Below are 16,311 nucleotides of genomic sequence, written 5' to 3'. Positions count from 1 at the left end.
ATGGACCTCGGACTGAAGGATCAGCCGGCCGTGGTGCTCGCCGCCAGCGCGGGCCTCGGCTACGCCACCGCGCACGCCCTGGCCCGCGAGGGCGCCCGCGTGGCCCTGTGCGCCCGCACGCTTGAGCGCGCCCAGGCCGCCGCGCAGCGCATCGAGGCGGACACCGGCGTCCCCACGCTGGGGTACGCCGCCGACGTGGCCGACGCCGAGAGCCTGCGCGGCTTCATCGACGCGGCCGCCCGTGACCTCGGCGGCCTCCGCATCCTCGTATGCAACGCCGGGGGGCCCCCACCGGGCAACTTCACGGCCCTCGGGGAGGCGCAGTGGGCAGCGGCGTACCAGCTGACGCTGATGAGCGTGGTTCGCAGCGTCCACTCGGCGCTGCCGCACCTGCGCGCCGGGGGCGGCGGGCGCATCCTGGCGCTGCTCAGCAGCAGCGTCAAACGCCCGCTGGACAACCTCACGCTCTCGAACGCCCTGCGCCCCGCCGTGCACGGCCTGTGCAAATCCCTGAGTGTCGAGTTCGGCCCGGACAACATCCAGGTGAACGGCCTGGCCCCAGGCCGGGTCCTCACCGAGCGTATTCAGCAGCTCGACGAGGCCGCCGCTGCCCGGCGCGGCACGGACTGGCAGGCCGTGCGCGAGGCCTCTGAACGTGAGGTCCCGATGGGCCGCCTGGGCACGCCCGACGAGTTCGGCCGGGTCGCGGCGTTCCTGTGTTCCCCCGCCGCGCAGTACGTGAACGGCAGCACCCTGCTCGTCGACGGCGGCGCCGTCACCGCGCTGTGATGAGCGCCCCCCAGGAGCCACCCATGACTTACGACCCCGAACGGCACGCGACCCTGCTCGCGGACTACTGCGTGAGCGTGCGCCCCGGCGACCGCGTCCTCGTGGCCGGCAGCACCCTGGCCCTGCCGCTGATCGAGGCGCTGCACCGCACGCTGCTCGAGCGCGGCGCGCGCCCCGTGCTGAAACTCAGCTACCCCACGCAGGTGGAGGATGTGCAGCGCCTCGCGTCCGACGAGGTGCTCAGCTCACTGCACCCGGTTGAGATCGAGGACGCCCGCGCGCTCGACGCGTCCATCCGCATCCTCACGCCCATCGCGCCCGTCCCGGGCCTCGACGCCGCCCGCGCTGCCCGCTGGCGCGCCGCGCAGGCTCCGCTCGCCATGAGCACCCTGCACCCCCGCTGGAACCTCACGCTGTACCCCACCCCGTTCGGTGCCGAGGCCGCCGGCATGACCCTGGAGGACTACGAGGCGTTCGTGGCCCGCGCGATGTTCCTGGACGCCCCGGACCCCGTGCAGAAATGGGGTGAGGTCCGTGACTTCCAGGCCGGTCTGATCGAGCGCCTCGCGGCGGCGGACGACGTTCACATCGAGGCGGCCGGCACCGACCTGCACCTCAGCGTGCGGGGCCGCAGCTGGAGCAACAGCGACGCCAAACGCAACATGCCCTCCGGGGAGGTGTTCACCGCGCCGCTCGAACGCAGCGCGAACGGCACGGTGCACTTTGATCTGCCCACCCTGTACGGCGGGCGCGTCGTACGCGGCATCGACCTCGTCTTCCGGGACGGTGAGGTCGTCGAGGCCCGCGCCGAGGAAGGCGAGGACGTCCTGCGTGCTGCCCTGGCCACCGACGACGGCGCCCGCTTCCTGGGCGAACTCGGGATCGGCACGAACTTCGGCATCCAGCAGCCCAGCATGAACATCCTCTTCGACGAGAAGATCGGCGGCACCGTCCACCTGGCCGTGGGGCAGGCGTACGCCGAGAACGGCGGGACGAACCGCAGCGCCGTGCACTGGGACATGATCCGCGACCTGCGCCAGGGCGGCACCCTGAGCCTTGACGGGCAACCGTTCCTGGTTGGTGGCCGCTTCACCTGAACCGAGTTCAGACTGAGACTCGTGGCGCACGGGCGCAGGAACGTCCTCAACGGAGTCGGAGCGCAGCGGGCCCCGGGCTGAGCAGCGCCGGTCGGCGGGTTCCTCCTGCTGCCCGGCACAGCACTGGGGCTGCCCGGCGTCCACTCAGCCTGAACCAGAGGCGTCCAGCCAGCATGAAGCCTTCAGCGTTCAGGGGGGCGCAAACGGAACGGTCACCGTCTCCCGCGGCGGCCGTCCGGACGAATGTGGCACTCCGGGGGCCCGTCTCTCCCGCGCGCTTCAAGGCTGGGGACTGGTTCAGTCGTCTGCGGGAGGCTGCCCGGGATCAAGCACGGAGAGACCGGTGCCCTGGAAGTCGCGGACGCTCCGGGTCACCATCGTCAGGCCGTGCACCAGCGCGGTCGCGGCGATCAGCCTGTCCCGTTCTGGCCTCGGGTCAGGACTGTTCAGCGCTGCGGACTGCCGCGCAATCGGAACAGTCACCGGGAGCAGGCGACCCGCGAACGCCGGGAGCACCTGACGGTCCAGCCAGGTGTGCAGCGCACGGCCCTGCTGCGCGTCCCGGCGTTCAGTCAGCAGAATGCCGAGTTCGAGTTCCTGAACGGTGATGACGGAGAGGTAGAGTTCAGTCGTGAGGACCCGGCGCGCCCAGTGCGCGACGTTCAGATCAGCCCTTCCGGACTTGACCTTGCGCAGTTCAGAGACGACGTTGGTATCGAGCAAGTACATTCAGTCGAACTCCGCAGGCTGGGCCAGCCCCTGCGCTGCGGGAAAGTCGACACTCAGGGCCTCGTCAAGGTGCAGGAGGTCCACAATCGACATCTGGCCCCCGAGGAGGGCCTCGTACGCCTCGATGCTGAGGAGGACGTGGCGGGGCTGACCGCGTTCGGTGATGAAGACCGGTTCCTCCAGGGCCGCCTGCCGGGCTTTACTGACCTGCTGATTGAAGTCGCGTGCACTGATCGTCGTCATGATGTCCCCTTCGTGGAAACCAGACTACAACTCCGGGCCGACGCCCACCGGGCGGTCTGATCGCCCCCTTCAGGCGTGGCCCGCCTCTGAAGGTGCGGGCCGCTGTGGCGTGCGCGGCCCTGAAGAGAGCGCACGCTGACCGGACCTGAGTTCCTCAGAGGGGCCGCCGTCCAGGCAGTTGACCACCACCTCCGGCTGGGGCCCAGCCTGTTGAGGACCCCCCGCAGCCCAGATTGGGCGGCCCCGCTGGTTCACCGCGTGTAGGGGTGGGACGTGTCGAGCACGGGCGCGCTGGTGGTCACCCCGTTGCCGGTTGTGGTGCCGGTGGTGCCGTTCAGGAACTGCGCAGTGGTCAGGCCATACAGGGTGTTGTTCGTCACCGTCATGGGCACCCTGGCAGGATTCAGGAGGCCCAGGACGGTTGACCGGCGGTTGATCACCGTGTTGCCGGAGATGTTGACCGTCCGGCCCTCGCGCAGCAGGCCTTCCTCACCGTAGGCGATGACGGCGGAATTCTGACTGTCCGCTCCCTGCTCGATCACGCTGCCCGTCACGGTCAGGTTGCCGCCGTTGGGCACGTCAATGCTGTAACTCGCCGTGCTGTCAAGGTCGAACAGGCGGCTGTTCGTGATGACCGTGGTGCGCGCCCTGCTTTTGAGTTCGTGCCCCGCCACGGCGCTGTGCGAGTAGCTGCGGTCGAAGGTCAGCTGCCCGACCTCGTTCACGTAGAGGTTGTGCGTCTGCCCGGGGTCGCCCAGGCCGTTGTGCGCGAACTCCGTGCGGGTGATCCGGACGCTGCCCAGCGGCGCGCTGGCGGCCAGCAGGCCGTTCTCGTTGTCGTGCAGGTAGCAGTCCTCCATGACGAGGTTCCCGCCCTGGTAGCGCACGCCGGCGCCGTTGCGGTCGGCGACCTTCGCGCCGGTCAGTTCGAGGCCGCGCAGGGTGACGTCCGTGTTCGTGGTGATGATCGCCTTGCCGTTCGGTGGAGGCACGGTCGCCACCAGCCGCGCCAGGCCGCTGGTACTTTCGATGGTGATGCGGGTATTCACCTCGGCAAAGTCGTTGGTGTAGGTGCCGGGGTCCACGCGGATGACGTCTCCGTCGCGGGAGGCGGCGACTGCCGCGCGGACTGTCGCGTACGTCCGGCCGGTCCCGACGGTCAGGACCCGGCCGGTGGGCGCGGTGTCCACCGGGGTGGGGGGCGGGCTTGCGGCAGGTGGAGCGGAGGTGGGCTGGGCGCAGGCGGCGAGCAGGAGGGTCAGACCGAGCAGCAGGGCGGAGGGGAAGACGGGACGCATCGGAATCTCCTTAAGGTGGGGGCACGCAGGGTTCAGAGTCGGCTGGAGCAGGCCTGTGCTGCCTCAATGATGTCGCCGGCCGCAGTGTTCGGCAAGCCAGAATGCCGGGTGGCTCAGGCGCAGCACCTAGAACCTGGGTCATGCGCTCAGTGGGGTGCGCGCTGGCACAGGGCCGGGTTCACGCGGGACCACGCGACGGCATCAGCAGGTCCTGGGCTGAGCTGCCGCACTGGTCCTGGCGGGCGCTCAGGGGCGTGCGATGATAGGAGCATGTGGTTCTGGTTGTGCCCGTGCGGTGGGTGCCCGTGAAGCTCGCCACCTGGAATGTCAATTCGCTCAACGTGCGGCTGCCGCAGGTGCTGACCTGGCTGGAGGAACAGGCGCCGGATGTGCTGGCGCTGCAGGAGACGAAACTGGAGGATCACCGCTTTCCAGCCGCTGACCTGGCTGCGCTGGGGTATCACGCCGCGTTCTCCGGGCAGAAGGCGTACAACGGGGTGGCATTGCTGACGCGGCAGCCCCCCGGGGACGTGCTGGTGGAGGTGCCGGGTCTCGCGGACAACCAGCGCCGCGTGCTGGCCGCCACGGTCGGGCCGGTGCGGGTGATCTGCCTGTACGTGCCCAACGGACAGGCGCTGGATTCACCGAAGTACACCTACAAACTGGAGTGGCTGGCGGCTGTCCGTGACTGGCTGAAGACGGAGGTGGCCGCCCATGACCGCGTGGCGGTTATGGGGGACTTCAATGTGGCGCCCGAGGACCGCGACGTGCACAGCCCGAAGCGCTGGGCGGGGCAGGTGCTGGTCAGTGAACCGGAACGCGCGGCCTTCCGGGCGCTGCTGGACGTCGGACTGCAGGACGCGTTTCGCCTGCATGAACAGCCGGAGCGGGTGTTCAGCTGGTGGAATTATGGGCGGCTGGCCCTGGCCCGCAACTGGGGCCTGCGGATCGACCACATTCTGGTCTCGGCGGCGCTGGCGGCCGAGTGCCGGAGCTGCGCCGTGGACCTGGGGCCCCGCCATCACGAGCGCCCATCCGACCACGCGCCCGTCACGGCCACGTTTGACTCCCTGGACCGTTGACGGGGACGCGCCCTTACACTGAGCGCATGCGCGCACTCCTGTCCGTCCTGCTGGCCCTGACGGTCAGTTCATGTAGCGTGATTGACCTTCGGGGCGCGGATTTTGTCGGGAGGGAGGATGCCCGCCGGTACATTGCGGCCTGCGCCCGGAGCCGCACGGATCTGTACTGCAAGGCCCTGCTGCCCACGCTGGAGCGCACGCCCGGTCAAGTGACGGTCCTGATGGTCAATCTCGGGGATGACGACCGGACAGCTGCGATTGAGCGGGAGTTGCGCCGGCAGGGGCTGACGCTGGACGGCTTTGTCGGCTCGGCCGCCGCAGACCGGTTTGCGCGCGCGAACATCTTCCTCGCGCCCCGCATTCAGGCCGGCACCATGACGAGTCTGGATGGACGGTCACACACCGTCACGTGTGGCCTGAATGACCTCAAGGCCGAGGAGTGCGTCATTGATGGGACGGTTCGCGGGGGCAACACCAATGAGCCCGGCCCGGGGGTCGTGGGGAACGTGTTCGTGACGGACGCGGCGATCCTGCCCTTCAATTGAGGATGCGACGGTGACGTGCAGGCGCGCGGGACGGTGCGCGGCGATCAGAGCGGGCGTACAGGACTCAGAGCGCCCCGCCGATCAACGTGGGCTGACCTGAAAGGGTCACTAATGGACCTGGACCGGTCTCGGCCCGACCGACCAGGCCCTGAGCCGATGGTCCGTTCGCACGGCCGGGTGAACGCCGGACGCCGACGGCGCAGCCGCGTTGACGTGCAGCCTCCGCGCCCGGCGAACCTGAACGCCCTGCTCACGCCAGCCTGAACGGCACCCGGCATGCTGGCGTGATCCCGGCAACCAGCGTGATGGCGTTCGTGGCTGTTGTCCCTGGCCTTGAGGGCGCCAGCGGTTGAGAGCGGCCGCCCCCACTGTCAGGAGCGCCGGGGTGGCGCGGTCCGGACGGCCTTCCTGTCCTGACCGGTGGGGGTGGGGGGTGTGACGTCGGCCAGGGTCTGGGCGCGGAGGGTCTGTTCGATCTGGGCGTAGGCCGCGTCGAGTTGCCGGTGCAGGGGGCACAGGGCGAGTTCGTGTTCGGGTTTGCCGAGGGGGCAGTGGTGGATCCGGGGGATAGGGTCGACCGCGTTGATGACGTCCAGCAGGGTGATGGCGCTGGCGGGGGCGTGCAGGACATAGCCGCCGTACTTGCCGCGTTGTGCGGTGACGATGCCGGCTTTGGTCAGCTGACCCATGACTTTGAAGAGGTAGGGGGAGGGCACGTCGGTGAGGCGGGCCAGTTCTGCTGCGGTGACGGCCGACTGGCGTTCGGCCAGGGCGGCGGTGGCGCGCAGGGCGTATTCGGCGGTCTGGGAGAACACGGGCGGTCACGCTCCTTGGTGCAGGCGGACTCCTAAAGTGGAGCTTGACATCCAGTTTAAGTCGATCTAGCCTGAACGTCAAAGCGGATAAACTTATCCACTTTTAGAGGTTCAGGATGACCCAGGCCCACCACGACGCCCTCTTCACACAGATTGGCGAGGTCCGCCTGCGCCGCCTCCTCTGGCACTTCTACGCCCGCGTCATGACCGACCCCCTGCTCTCCCCCATCTTCCACGCCACACTCGGCCCCTACCCTCACGCCGGCTGGCCCGTTCACATCGCGCGCCTCGAAGGCTTCTGGCGCGCCGTCACGCACGGCCCCAGTGCCTACCGCGGGCAACCCGGCCCGGCCCACCAGGGCCTCGGCCTTGACCGCGCGCACTTTGACCGCTGGCTGCACCTCTGGGAAACGACCGTGACCGACGACCTCCCCGCCCCCGAAGCGCAGGCCCTCATGGCCCTCGCGCAGCGGATGCGCCCCACCATTGAGCGCTTCGCCCAGACACCACCCGGAAAGGACCCCACATGCTGACCCCCACGCAGAAAACCATCATCCGCGCCACCGTCCCCGCCCTTCAGGCGCACGGCGACACCATCACGCGCACCTTCTACGCCCGGCTCTTCACCGCACACCCTGAACTCCTGAACATCTTCAATCCAGCCAACCAACAGACTGGGCAGCAGGCCCGCAGTCTCGCCGCGTCCGTCCTCGCGTACGCCGAGCACATCGACCGACCCGACACGCTCGAACCGATGATCCGCCGCATCGCCCACAAACATGTCTCGCTGGAAGTGCAGCCGGAACAGTACGCGGTGGTCGGCGAGCACCTGCTGGCCGCCATCGCCGAGGTGCTCGGCGAGGCCGCCACGCCAGACATCTTGGGCGCCTGGGCCGCCGCGTACCACGACCTGGCCGCCCTGATGAGCGGCACCGAACGCCGCCTGTACCGCGCAGGCGCCGCGCAGGACGGCGGCTGGACCGACTTCACCCCCCTGCGGATCGTGCGCAAGACCAGAGAAAGCAGCCTCATCACGTCCTTCGTCCTCGAACGGCCCGGCGGCGAGCCCCTCCCTACTTACCTCGCCGGGCAGTACGTCAGCGTTAAGGTGAACGTCCCAGGCGACACTCACTGGCACATCCGCCAGTACAGCCTCACCCAGGCACCCACCACGCGGCAGTACCGCATCGCCGTCAAGCGCGAACCCGGCGGCGCCGTTTCCACGTTCCTGCATGACCACACCCTGGAGGGTGACGAACTGCTCGTGCACGTCCCAGCTGGTGACTTCACCCTCCGGCCCAGTGAGCGGCCCGCCGTGCTGATCAGCGGGGGCGTGGGCGTCACGCCGCTCCTCTCGATGCTTCACACCGTCCTGACCGAAACCCCGGAACGACCGGTCATGTTCATCCACGCGGCACTCAACCGCTCCGTCCACGCGTTCCGCGCCGAGGTCGGAGCGCTGGCGGCGCAGCACCCTCAACTGCGGACCCTGGTGTTCTACGCCGACGCGCAGTCCGCAGGACCGGACCGCCAGCATGCCGAGCAGGTCGGCCTGATCAGCACGGACACGCTGAGGCCCGCCCTGCCTGAAGGCGCCGACGTCTACTTCTGCGGTCCGGCCGGGTTCGTCTCCACCCTGAAGGGCATTCTGGATGAACTGGGCGTGCCGGTCTCGCGGCGCATGACCGAAACGTTCGGACCCAGTCAACAGTTCGCCCGGCCTGCCGAAGCGCTGGCTGAGCCTGCCTGACCCGGAACAGCACCGTTTACCCGGCAGCCCGATCTGTCCGGCGCGGCTGGCCCCGCACGCGTTCTGATCAGCAGATTCCAGTTGGTGGGGCGGGGGCCTCTACAATGACGTCGTGTCCGTCCCGCACCACAGTGCAGCTGCTCACGCACTGGCGTATCTGGCCAGCGTGCCCACCACCTCTCCCCATCCCACGTGGACGGTGACCCTCGGCGGGGAGCTCGTGACGGCCAACGCGGCCCTTCAGGACTACCTCGGCCTGTCCCTGGACGATCTGCGTCAGGGGCAGCTGATCGCAGCCACGTATCCGGAGGACCGCGCCCAGTTGCGTCAGGGGGACATGGACCAGCCGAGGAGACTGCGACTGCGCAGGCATGACGGCCAGTACCGGTGGTTTCAGATGCGCGGCCTGGCCCTGATGGACGCGGAGGGGCAGCAGGGGTGGCTGGTGGCGGGCGTGGACATCCAGCCCGCCCCGGACGCAGCGGAGACGGCGGACCTGACGCAGTTGCAGATGATCGTCGATGGCAGCAGTGACTGCATCAAGGTGCTCGACCTCGAGGGGCAGCTGCTCAGCATGAACGCCGGTGGGATGAGCGTGATGGAGGTGGATGACTTCACCACCTGCCGGCTGGCCTACTGGCCCAGCTTCTGGGAGGGGGACCTGCGCGCCGTGGTGGAGCGGGCGGTTCAGGGCGCGCGCGCAGGCCGCACCGCCTCCTTTGAAGGACCGGCCCGCACGATGAAAGGTCGGCTGCGGCACTGGGAGGTGACGGTCAGTCCGGTCCACGCCCCGGACGGGCAGGTGCGCCGCCTGCTGGCCGTGTCCCGGGACATCACGCAGCGCCAGCGGCAGCAGAGCCTCCTGACCCGGCAGGCCGAGCTGCTTGAGCGTGTGGTCACGGACACGCCCACGCCGGTCCTCCTCGGGGAGCTCGCCCGGTTGATCGAGGACCACACCGGTGACCTCAGCTGCCGGATCCTGCGCGTGGACGCGGGCCACCTGCACCTGATCACCCCCTCACCGGGGGAGCCTCTGGGCCTCCAGGCTGAACCGAGTGGGTGGGAGGCCGCAGCGCTGCTCGGCACGCCGGTCACCGCCACCGATCAGCCTGACGATGAGGTCTGGGCCGCGCATCAGGACTGGGCGGCCCCTCGGGGTCTACGCGCGGTGCACACGCGACCGGTGTTCGGCCCCAACGGCGCTGTGCAGGGAGTCATCGGCGTGTACGGCCGGGAGGTGCGCCCGCTCAGTGCCGATGAGGAGCAGGTGCTGACCGTGGCCGTGCGCCTCACGCAACTGCTGTTCACCCGCGAGCGGAGCGCCGCCCTGCTGGGCGAGCAGGCCGACACGCTCAGAACACTCAGTGGCGTTCATGAGGTCGTGTCGGCCGAACTGAACCTCGGTCAGCTCATGCAGGCCGTCATCGACGCGGGCGTGAACCTGACCGGCGCGCAGTTCGGCACGTTCTCCTACACCACCGTGAACGACCGGCAGGACCGCGAGATCCTCTCCGCCCACTCGGGCGTACCGCGCGGGGCCCTCTCCGCCTTCCCCATCCCGCGCACTGCCGAGTTCGGGCCGACATTCCCGGCTGAAGGCGTGATTCACGTGGCCGATCTCACCGGGGACGCCCGCGACAGCCGCAGCGCGCCCGACCACAGCAGACCGGACGGCGACCTCCCGGTCCGCAGTTACCTCACCGTGCCCGTCCGGTCCCGTTCCGGGGAGCTATTGGGCCGCCTGACGTTCGGCCACGCCACGCCGGGCGTGTTCAGTGACCGCTCCGAGCAGCTGGCCGTTGGCCTGGCGGCCCAGACGGCCGTGGCCCTCGACAACGCCAAGCTGTACGGGCAGTTGCAGCACAGTCACGCCCAGCTGGAACGCCGCGTGCAGGAACGCACCCGGGAACTCGAAGCTCAGGCCGCGTCCCTGGACGCCTTCACCGCCTTCACAGAAGCTGTGGGGACCGAAACGGACGTCCTCACCCTGGCCCGGCAGGCCCTCGCGGTTCTGCGCACGCGATTCCCGCACGACACCATCGGGTACTACGAACCGGAAGGCGACCTCTGGAAGCTGCGGGCGTGGACCGACGACCTGACCGGTGACGTCCTGAGCGCGTTACGGGCGGGCCTGCCTGCCAGCACACCCATGATCACCCGGACGCTCGACGCGCGGACCGCGTCCTTCACCGACGCCTGGGACGCCACCCGGGAACGCATTGACCGCACGGAGGTCTACACCGCGGTCGGCGCGTACCCCCTCCTGGTGGACGACGCGGTCCAGGGCATCCTCTCGATCGGCCGGACCGGCACGACCGCGTGGGCCGACCGGGACAGAGCCCTGTTCAGCGCCGTCGGCCGCGGGTTCAGTCTGGCGCTGGAGCGCGCCGCGCGCACCCAGCAGATCGAGGTGCAGCGCGACACGGTGGCGGCCCGGTCCAGGGCCCTCGAAGCGTTCGCGCTGCTGACGCGGGACCTGGCGCTTGATGTGGACCCGCTCACCCTGGTCCGCCGGGCGCAGGAGATCCTCATGTCGCTCCTCCCGGACGGCTACACCCTGTACTGGCAGCCCGAGGGGGGCCTCTGGATCAACCGCTCCCAGGTGGGCTCGCTCGGGCACCCGGAGCTGCAACTGGTGGTGGACGCCGGCCTGCCACGCGGCGCGGCACTGACCCTGGATCAGTGCTGGACCACCGAGCAGTCGGTGTTCCAGGACCGCTACGCCCAGGGGGCGGACACGGACGAGGCGGTGGTGACGCACGTCCAGGCGGCGGCCATGCTGCCCATCCGCGTGAACGGGCACATGCACGGCATGGTGGGCGTTGGCCTGTTCGAGACGCGCGAGTGGACACTTACCGACAAGGGCGTCCTGGACACTGTGGCGCGCAGCCTGAGCCTGGCGCTGGAAGGCGCCGAGAGCGCCCAGGCGCTGAAAGACCGCACGCAGGAACTGGAGCGCAGCAACGCCGAGCTCGAGAAGTTCGCCTACGTCGCCAGTCATGACCTTCAGGAGCCCCTGCGGACCATCACCAGCTTCTCGGAACTGGTCCAGCGGCGCTACAGCCAGAACCTGGACGAGCGGGGCCGCACGTACCTGAATCTGGTCACGCAGGGGGCCCAGCGCATGAAGGTCCTGATTGACGACCTGCTGGTCTTCTCCCGCCTGAACGCGGTCCGCGAACCGCACGTGACCCTGCCGCTCGGCGCGCCGCTGGACGAGGCGCTGGCGCGCCTGCATGCAGCGGCAGCGGAGAGTGGCGCCGTGGTGACGCAGGACGAGCTGCCGCGCGTGACGGGTGACCGCTCGGAACTCACGCAGCTGTTCCAGAACCTGATCGGGAACGCCATCAAGTTCCGGCGGGCGAACGTCCCCCCGGCCATTCACGTGACCGCCGAGCGGGACGGGCCGGGATGGCACGTCACGGTGCAGGACAACGGCATTGGATTCGAACCCGAGTACGCCGAGCGGATGTTCCAGATGTTCCAGAGACTCCACCTGCGAGATCAGTTCGAGGGCAACGGCATGGGCCTGGCCATTGTCCGCAAGATTGCCGAGCATCACGGGGGACGCGTCTGGGCGACCTCGGAGCCCGGTCAGGGCAGCGCCTTTCACTTCACCCTGCCTGCCGCGCTGGAATGACAGGGCAGGCCTCAACCAGGTGACGGCCAGACCGTGCTGACTGAAGGCGCCTTCAGTGCCTCTGGAGCAAGCTGGTGCGGTCGCGGGTCGGGGACCGGTTGAGCCTGCCGCTGCTGGAGGCACCAGCCGACGACGACCCCGGCGCGCCCACCGGATGGGCAGCGCAGCGGCTGAGGGACACCTCAGCTCCCACTGCACACCGCCCGAGAACAGCGGAAAGATGGAGGCGCAGCGGTGCGCCCCAGTCAACTGGGAGAAGGCCCTCAGTGCCCCCACCGCCCACTTAGATCCCTGACGACGCGCGTCCAGCACTCTTCGGTTGAAGCATTTGAAAGGCAGCAGGAGCAGGTGACGCCCGGGAGTACGCTGGGGGTGCGGATACCGCGCCTGTCCCTGGCCCGGGGGTCCGCCGCCCACTGGGTCCCGCCCCCTGAACGGCCGTGCGCCGCACCGACGGGAAAGGATGGCCACATGGATTCTGCACGCCACGACAGCCGCTTCGACGGTTCCGTCCCGCAGCTCTACGAGCAGTACATGGTGCCCCTGATCTTTGAGCCGTACGCCGCTGTCCTCGCCGCGCGCGTGGTGGCCCGGGCACCCACCCGGGTTCTGGAGGTGGCGGCGGGCACAGGGGTCCTCACCCGGCGGCTCGCGCGGGACCTGCCCGCCCATGTCTCCATCGTGGCCACGGACCTGCACCGGCCCATGCTCGATCAGGCCGCCGCCACGGGAACACCGCGGCCAGTCGAGTGGGCGCAGGCCGACGCGCAGCACCTGCCCTTCCCGGACGCCACGTTCGACCTCGTCGTCTGCCAGTTCGGCGTGATGTTCTTCCCCGACCGGGCCAGGGCCTTCGCCGAGGCGCGCCGGGTCCTGCGGCCAGGCGGGCAGCTGCTGTTCTCCGTCTGGGACCGTCTGGAGCGCAACGAGTTCGCGCACGAGGTCCAGCAGGCCATGAACGACGTCTTCCCTGAGGACCCACCGCAGTTCATGGCGCGCGTCCCGCACGGTTACCACGACCTGGCCATCATCGCCCGGGACCTGGCGGGGGGAGGGTTCGAGCGAGAACCTGAATTCGTCACCGTAAGCGAATCCAGTCACGCGGACTCGCCACGCTGGCCAGCCGTGGCCTTCTGTCAGGGCACGCCCCTGCGAGGCGAGATAGAGGCGCGCGGTCCCGGCTGCCTGGTTGAGGCCACAGACGCGGCCACCGCCGCCCTGACTCGCCGTTTCGGTCCGGGACCCCTCCAGGGATGGATGCAGGCTGTGCTGGTCAGCGCCACGCGGTAGAGCCGTCGGGCGAACCGGATGACGCCGGACAGGTCGTATTCTCGATCCTTGCAGGAATGAAGCGTAACCGAGTGGGGCGCGGTGACCCGCCAAGGCAATCACTTCGGGCTTACGTACGCCGCGCCTCAGAACAGCTGACGCTCGGACAACTGCTTTCGCCTGCCGGTCCGCTTCACCGACCTCCTACACGGCGCGACTGCTCCGGTTTGAGTGGACGTCCGGTCGAGATGGTCGGTCTGCACTTCGCTCCCTCGGAAGACGCGGCCTGACCACTTGGGGCGCAGAAGCGGGATGGGCACGGGCAGCCTGCACAGGAGAGGCGACAAGCGTGGCCTGACGGCAAGGAGCAGGGGCGTGAACCGCGCCCGGCAGGCATCTCAGTGGGCAGATCCCTGAGCGGTCTGCAAGGTGCGAGAGGCGGTTGGCTACTGGCAGGGGTCACGCTCCGGAGATGATCCGTCGCTGCGCGGTGAACCACGCGATCTCCTCTGCGTGCACGGTCTCAAAAGCAACCGGGGGAAGGTGGCGCCTTCTCCCGGTTGCTCATCCTGCACCTGCGTGAGCGGTCCTTAATTGATCTTCGCCTGGAAGCAGACGCTCCCGTTCGCTCCGACCGCCAGATTCGTGACGTACCGCAGGCCTGTGCCGTCCAGCGTTCCAGCATCGGTATCCGCAGCGGACGTCAGGTTTGTTCCTGTAGGGGACTGGGTGCTTGTGCCCGTCACCGGTGTCGGTGACAGACGGACGCCCTGACCGGCCCCGTAGGCACCGAGCTGAATGGTGGTGTTTGCGGGGGTGCTGTCTACCAAAGTGAATCCATTAGCCGCGTACCCGCCCACGTTCACGAAATTGATGCAATATTCCACGACGTCACCGGGGTAGCCGCTGCTGACCTTCTGGAAGGCGCCGGTCCGGGTCACATTCCGCACCCATTTCTCCAAGTTCACCTGGGGGAGCGTGTACACCGTGATGTCCTCCGCTGCGCTGCTGGCCGAATCGTAGGTGGCCGTCAGAGTTCCGGTCGTGGTCGTCCGGGCTGGATCCAGGTAGAGTGCGTCCGCTGCGTTCTGGTAGGTGCCAGGGGCGGGACTGGTGAGTGTGGCGTCGAAGGTCAGCGTGACGCTGCTGCCGCCCGGCAGGACGAAGGTGGGCCAGCTCGGGCTGGTCTGCCCTGGGGCCGGATTGGTTGTCACGGTCCGGGTCGCGCCGTTCAGGAGGTCAACAGCGCTGGTCGAGCCGTAGGCGAAGGCGGGCGGCAGCGCCGGATCCCGCACCGTGACATTCTGCGCCGCGCTGCGACCCGCCGCGTTGCGGACCGTCAGGGTGTACGTGGCGACCGTACTGTTCACGAAGCGGGTCGGCGTTGAGGTCTTTTTCTCGACGGTGAGCAGGGGCACGCACTGTCCGGGCAGTGGGGCCTGAGCGTTGTCGTAGACCAGCTGTCCCTTGCCGCCGTCGCCTGCCTGTGAGCCGTAGGTGTTGCTGATCCCCGTGTTGGGCGTGTTCACGCCTGCTCCTCCTCCCGTCACGTTGGCGCTGCTGACACTTACCCCGGTGGCCAGCAGAACCGCGCCGCCGCCGCCGCCACCACCGGTGCCCTGCGTCTCACCGCCCCGCAGCGGCAGGCCAGAGTTGGCACCCGCGCCGCCGCGAACCTGTAGAGAGGCATTCACGGTTCCGGCGCCGAGCGCCAGCGCAATCACGCCGCCGGCTCCGCCCCCACCGGCGGCGTCGCGTCCAGCGGACTGCGCATCCTGACCATTCGCGCTGATCAGCCCTGTCCCTGTTAACGCCTGCGCTCGAATGAAGACTGCGCCGCCGCCTGTTCCCCCACTGTTCTGGGCGGTCCCCGGATTATCGGACGAGTTGTTGCTGTCCCCTGCGCCGCCCCCACCACCGACAATCAGTCGGGTGGCGTCCGGCGTGATCCCCACGCCGCCCAGGCCGCCCACGTCCCGCGAGCCGTCACCGCCGCAGGAGTAGTAGGTGGTGCCGCCAGAGGTCAGCACCCGGCAGGAGCCCGAGTTGGATGTCGAGTACGTGCCATACGAGTACCCGCCTTTCCCGCCCATGCCGACGCCACCGCCCCCGCCGCCGCCCGCGTTGTGCTGCGTGCCGCCCCCACCAGCATTGCCGGGCGCGCCGCGGGCCACCACGAAGGCGTTCGGGTACCCCAGGTCACTGGCGGCCAGACCGGCCGACACCCCGGAGTAACCGTTCGACACCGTGGCGCCCCGAACCAGCGTGGGTGTGCCGGCGACACCTTCGCCCTTCATCGCCCCGCGCGAGTTTGTAGTCACGTAGGTATTGGCGTAATCGCTGACGCCCTGTCCAGTCAGCGAACCACCCAGAAAGCTCCCGCCGCCCCGGAACCCGGCCGCGTCGGCGCTGATCGTCTGTCCGTTCAGATTGATGGTGCCTGCCGCGTCCAGCACCAGGACGCCGCCCGTTTCACCGTTCCAGACGGGCGGCGCGACAGATGAGGTCAGGGTCACACTGGACAGCTGCGGGACCCGGATCACCTGGAAGCTTCGCCGCGCCGTGGTACCGGCGGGCTCGGTCCGGTAACTGTACTGAAGGGGATCACGCAGCGTGAGGGTCGTGCCGTTCACAGCCGTCACCACCGCGAACTCGTATCGGCCCGCGTTGTTCAGCGCGGTGTAGCCCCGTCCGGTGCTGCCATCGCCGTACGTGGTGACGTTGCTGTTCGTGAGGTTACCGCCCGCCGCGTTGATGTCGGCATCCTGCATCTGAATCAGGAAGATCTGATCCCCGGGCGCAATGGCGGTCGTGCCTCCACCGGAGCGGAGCGTGCCGATGGTGACTGTCCTTCCCTGGGCGCTGGCGCTGGCCACCCCAGGGAAATAGGAATTCGCGATGAACGCGGGTCCGTCCCTGCCCGGATCGGAACACCCAGCGGCCACCGCGGCCCCTGGAGCCAGGAGGAGAGTCAAAGCCAAGAGGGCAGTTCTGAAGATCATCAGCTCAACTGTAATAGCTTCCGCCGACTGTTTTTAGCGTGTCAGATTGCTA

Annotated in this window: 13 protein-coding genes; 8 read left to right on the top strand and 5 right to left on the bottom strand. The window is 68.9% G+C overall.

Annotation, left to right across the window (positions count from 1 at the left end; all coding sequences use genetic code 11):
* Together IEY63_RS14215 and IEY63_RS14210 are read left to right on the top strand one after the other, a co-directional pair.
* The gene (locus IEY63_RS14215) at positions 1-789 is read left to right on the top strand and encodes an SDR family oxidoreductase (protein WP_189069663.1); all 789 of its coding nucleotides are present in this window, start codon (positions 1-3) and stop codon (positions 787-789) included.
* 23 nt (positions 790-812) lie between these two features.
* Positions 813-1,886, top strand: a complete 1,074-nt coding sequence (locus tag IEY63_RS14210; RefSeq protein WP_189069662.1) for an aminopeptidase — start codon at positions 813-815, stop codon at positions 1,884-1,886.
* Positions 1,887-2,183: 297 nt separating this feature from the next.
* Here IEY63_RS14210 and IEY63_RS14205 read toward each other — a convergent pair whose 3' ends face one another.
* The 3 genes from IEY63_RS14205 to IEY63_RS14195 all read right to left on the bottom strand — a co-directional run bounded on the left by IEY63_RS14205 (position 2,184) and on the right by IEY63_RS14195 (position 4,156).
* Complete coding sequence (locus IEY63_RS14205; RefSeq protein WP_189069661.1) at positions 2,184-2,615, bottom strand: type II toxin-antitoxin system VapC family toxin; 432 nt, start codon at positions 2,613-2,615, stop codon at positions 2,184-2,186.
* The gene (locus tag IEY63_RS14200) at positions 2,616-2,858 is read right to left on the bottom strand and encodes a type II toxin-antitoxin system Phd/YefM family antitoxin (protein WP_189069660.1); all 243 of its coding nucleotides are present in this window, start codon (positions 2,856-2,858) and stop codon (positions 2,616-2,618) included.
* Positions 2,859-3,109: 251 nt separating this feature from the next.
* Positions 3,110-4,156, bottom strand: a complete 1,047-nt coding sequence (locus IEY63_RS14195; protein ID WP_189069659.1) for a right-handed parallel beta-helix repeat-containing protein — start codon at positions 4,154-4,156, stop codon at positions 3,110-3,112.
* 305 nt (positions 4,157-4,461) lie between these two features.
* Here IEY63_RS14195 and xth point away from each other — a divergent pair, with 305 nt between their 5' ends.
* Together xth and IEY63_RS14185 are read left to right on the top strand one after the other, a co-directional pair.
* Positions 4,462-5,238: an exodeoxyribonuclease III gene (gene xth / locus IEY63_RS14190; RefSeq protein ID WP_189069658.1), complete on the top strand. Its 777-nt coding sequence runs from the start codon at positions 4,462-4,464 to the stop codon at positions 5,236-5,238.
* A 26-nt stretch (positions 5,239-5,264) separates the two neighbouring features.
* Positions 5,265-5,783, top strand: coding sequence for a hypothetical protein (locus tag IEY63_RS14185; protein ID WP_189069657.1), 519 nt, complete (start codon positions 5,265-5,267; stop codon positions 5,781-5,783).
* 371 nt (positions 5,784-6,154) lie between these two features.
* Here IEY63_RS14185 and IEY63_RS14180 read toward each other — a convergent pair whose 3' ends face one another.
* Positions 6,155-6,598: an Rrf2 family transcriptional regulator gene (locus IEY63_RS14180; RefSeq protein WP_189069656.1), complete on the bottom strand. Its 444-nt coding sequence runs from the start codon at positions 6,596-6,598 to the stop codon at positions 6,155-6,157.
* A 116-nt stretch (positions 6,599-6,714) separates the two neighbouring features.
* Between IEY63_RS14180 and IEY63_RS14175 the strand changes: the two genes are divergently transcribed.
* The 4 genes from IEY63_RS14175 to IEY63_RS14160 all read left to right on the top strand — a co-directional run bounded on the left by IEY63_RS14175 (position 6,715) and on the right by IEY63_RS14160 (position 13,278).
* Positions 6,715-7,131 carry a group III truncated hemoglobin gene (locus tag IEY63_RS14175; RefSeq protein WP_189069655.1) on the top strand — a complete coding sequence of 139 codons (417 nt, stop codon included), beginning with the start codon at positions 6,715-6,717 and terminating at the stop codon, positions 7,129-7,131.
* A complete protein-coding gene (hmpA, locus tag IEY63_RS14170) occupies positions 7,125-8,348 on the top strand; it encodes an NO-inducible flavohemoprotein (RefSeq protein ID WP_189069654.1) in 1,224 nt (407 codons plus the stop codon). The genes IEY63_RS14175 and hmpA overlap by 7 nt, the downstream gene beginning before the upstream one ends.
* A gap of 112 nt (positions 8,349-8,460) precedes the next feature.
* Positions 8,461-11,988 (top strand): GAF domain-containing protein, encoded by a 3,528-nt coding sequence (locus IEY63_RS14165; RefSeq protein ID WP_189069653.1) that lies wholly within the window; start codon positions 8,461-8,463, stop codon positions 11,986-11,988.
* Between the two features lie 471 nt (positions 11,989-12,459).
* On the top strand, positions 12,460-13,278 hold the full coding sequence (locus IEY63_RS14160; RefSeq protein ID WP_189069652.1) for a class I SAM-dependent methyltransferase: 819 nt from the start codon (positions 12,460-12,462) through the stop codon (positions 13,276-13,278).
* A 569-nt stretch (positions 13,279-13,847) separates the two neighbouring features.
* Here the strand turns inward: IEY63_RS14160 and IEY63_RS14155 are convergent.
* Positions 13,848-16,028, bottom strand: coding sequence for a DUF11 domain-containing protein (locus tag IEY63_RS14155; RefSeq protein ID WP_189069651.1), 2,181 nt, complete (start codon positions 16,026-16,028; stop codon positions 13,848-13,850).
* Positions 16,029-16,311 lie beyond the last annotated feature (283 nt).

The sequence above is a fragment of the Deinococcus radiotolerans genome (genome assembly GCF_014647435.1).
Classification (GTDB): Bacteria; Deinococcota; Deinococci; order Deinococcales; family Deinococcaceae; genus Deinococcus; species Deinococcus radiotolerans.
Note: the sequence above shows the minus strand (reverse complement) of the source record. Positions and strands in the feature narration are given on the sequence as shown.

Bases quoted from the DNA above. Each gene is read 5' to 3' on its own strand.
- hmpA (WP_189069654.1), top strand. From the start codon at position 7,125: ATGCTGACCCCCACGCAGAAAACCATCATCCGCGCCACCGTCCCCGCC.
- IEY63_RS14185 (WP_189069657.1), top strand. From the start codon at position 5,265: ATGCGCGCACTCCTGTCCGTCCTGCTGGCCCTGACGGTCAGTTCATGT.
- IEY63_RS14200 (WP_189069660.1), bottom strand. From the start codon at position 2,858: ATGACGACGATCAGTGCACGCGACTTCAATCAGCAGGTCAGTAAAGCC.
- IEY63_RS14195 (WP_189069659.1), bottom strand. From the start codon at position 4,156: ATGCGTCCCGTCTTCCCCTCCGCCCTGCTGCTCGGTCTGACCCTCCTG.
- IEY63_RS14155 (WP_189069651.1), bottom strand. From the start codon at position 16,028: ATGCAGGATGCCGACATCAACGCGGCGGGCGGTAACCTCACGAACAGC.
- IEY63_RS14160 (WP_189069652.1), top strand. From the start codon at position 12,460: ATGGATTCTGCACGCCACGACAGCCGCTTCGACGGTTCCGTCCCGCAG.
- IEY63_RS14215 (WP_189069663.1), top strand. From the start codon at position 1: ATGGACCTCGGACTGAAGGATCAGCCGGCCGTGGTGCTCGCCGCCAGC.
- IEY63_RS14205 (WP_189069661.1), bottom strand. From the start codon at position 2,615: ATGTACTTGCTCGATACCAACGTCGTCTCTGAACTGCGCAAGGTCAAG.
- IEY63_RS14210 (WP_189069662.1), top strand. From the start codon at position 813: ATGACTTACGACCCCGAACGGCACGCGACCCTGCTCGCGGACTACTGC.
- IEY63_RS14175 (WP_189069655.1), top strand. From the start codon at position 6,715: ATGACCCAGGCCCACCACGACGCCCTCTTCACACAGATTGGCGAGGTC.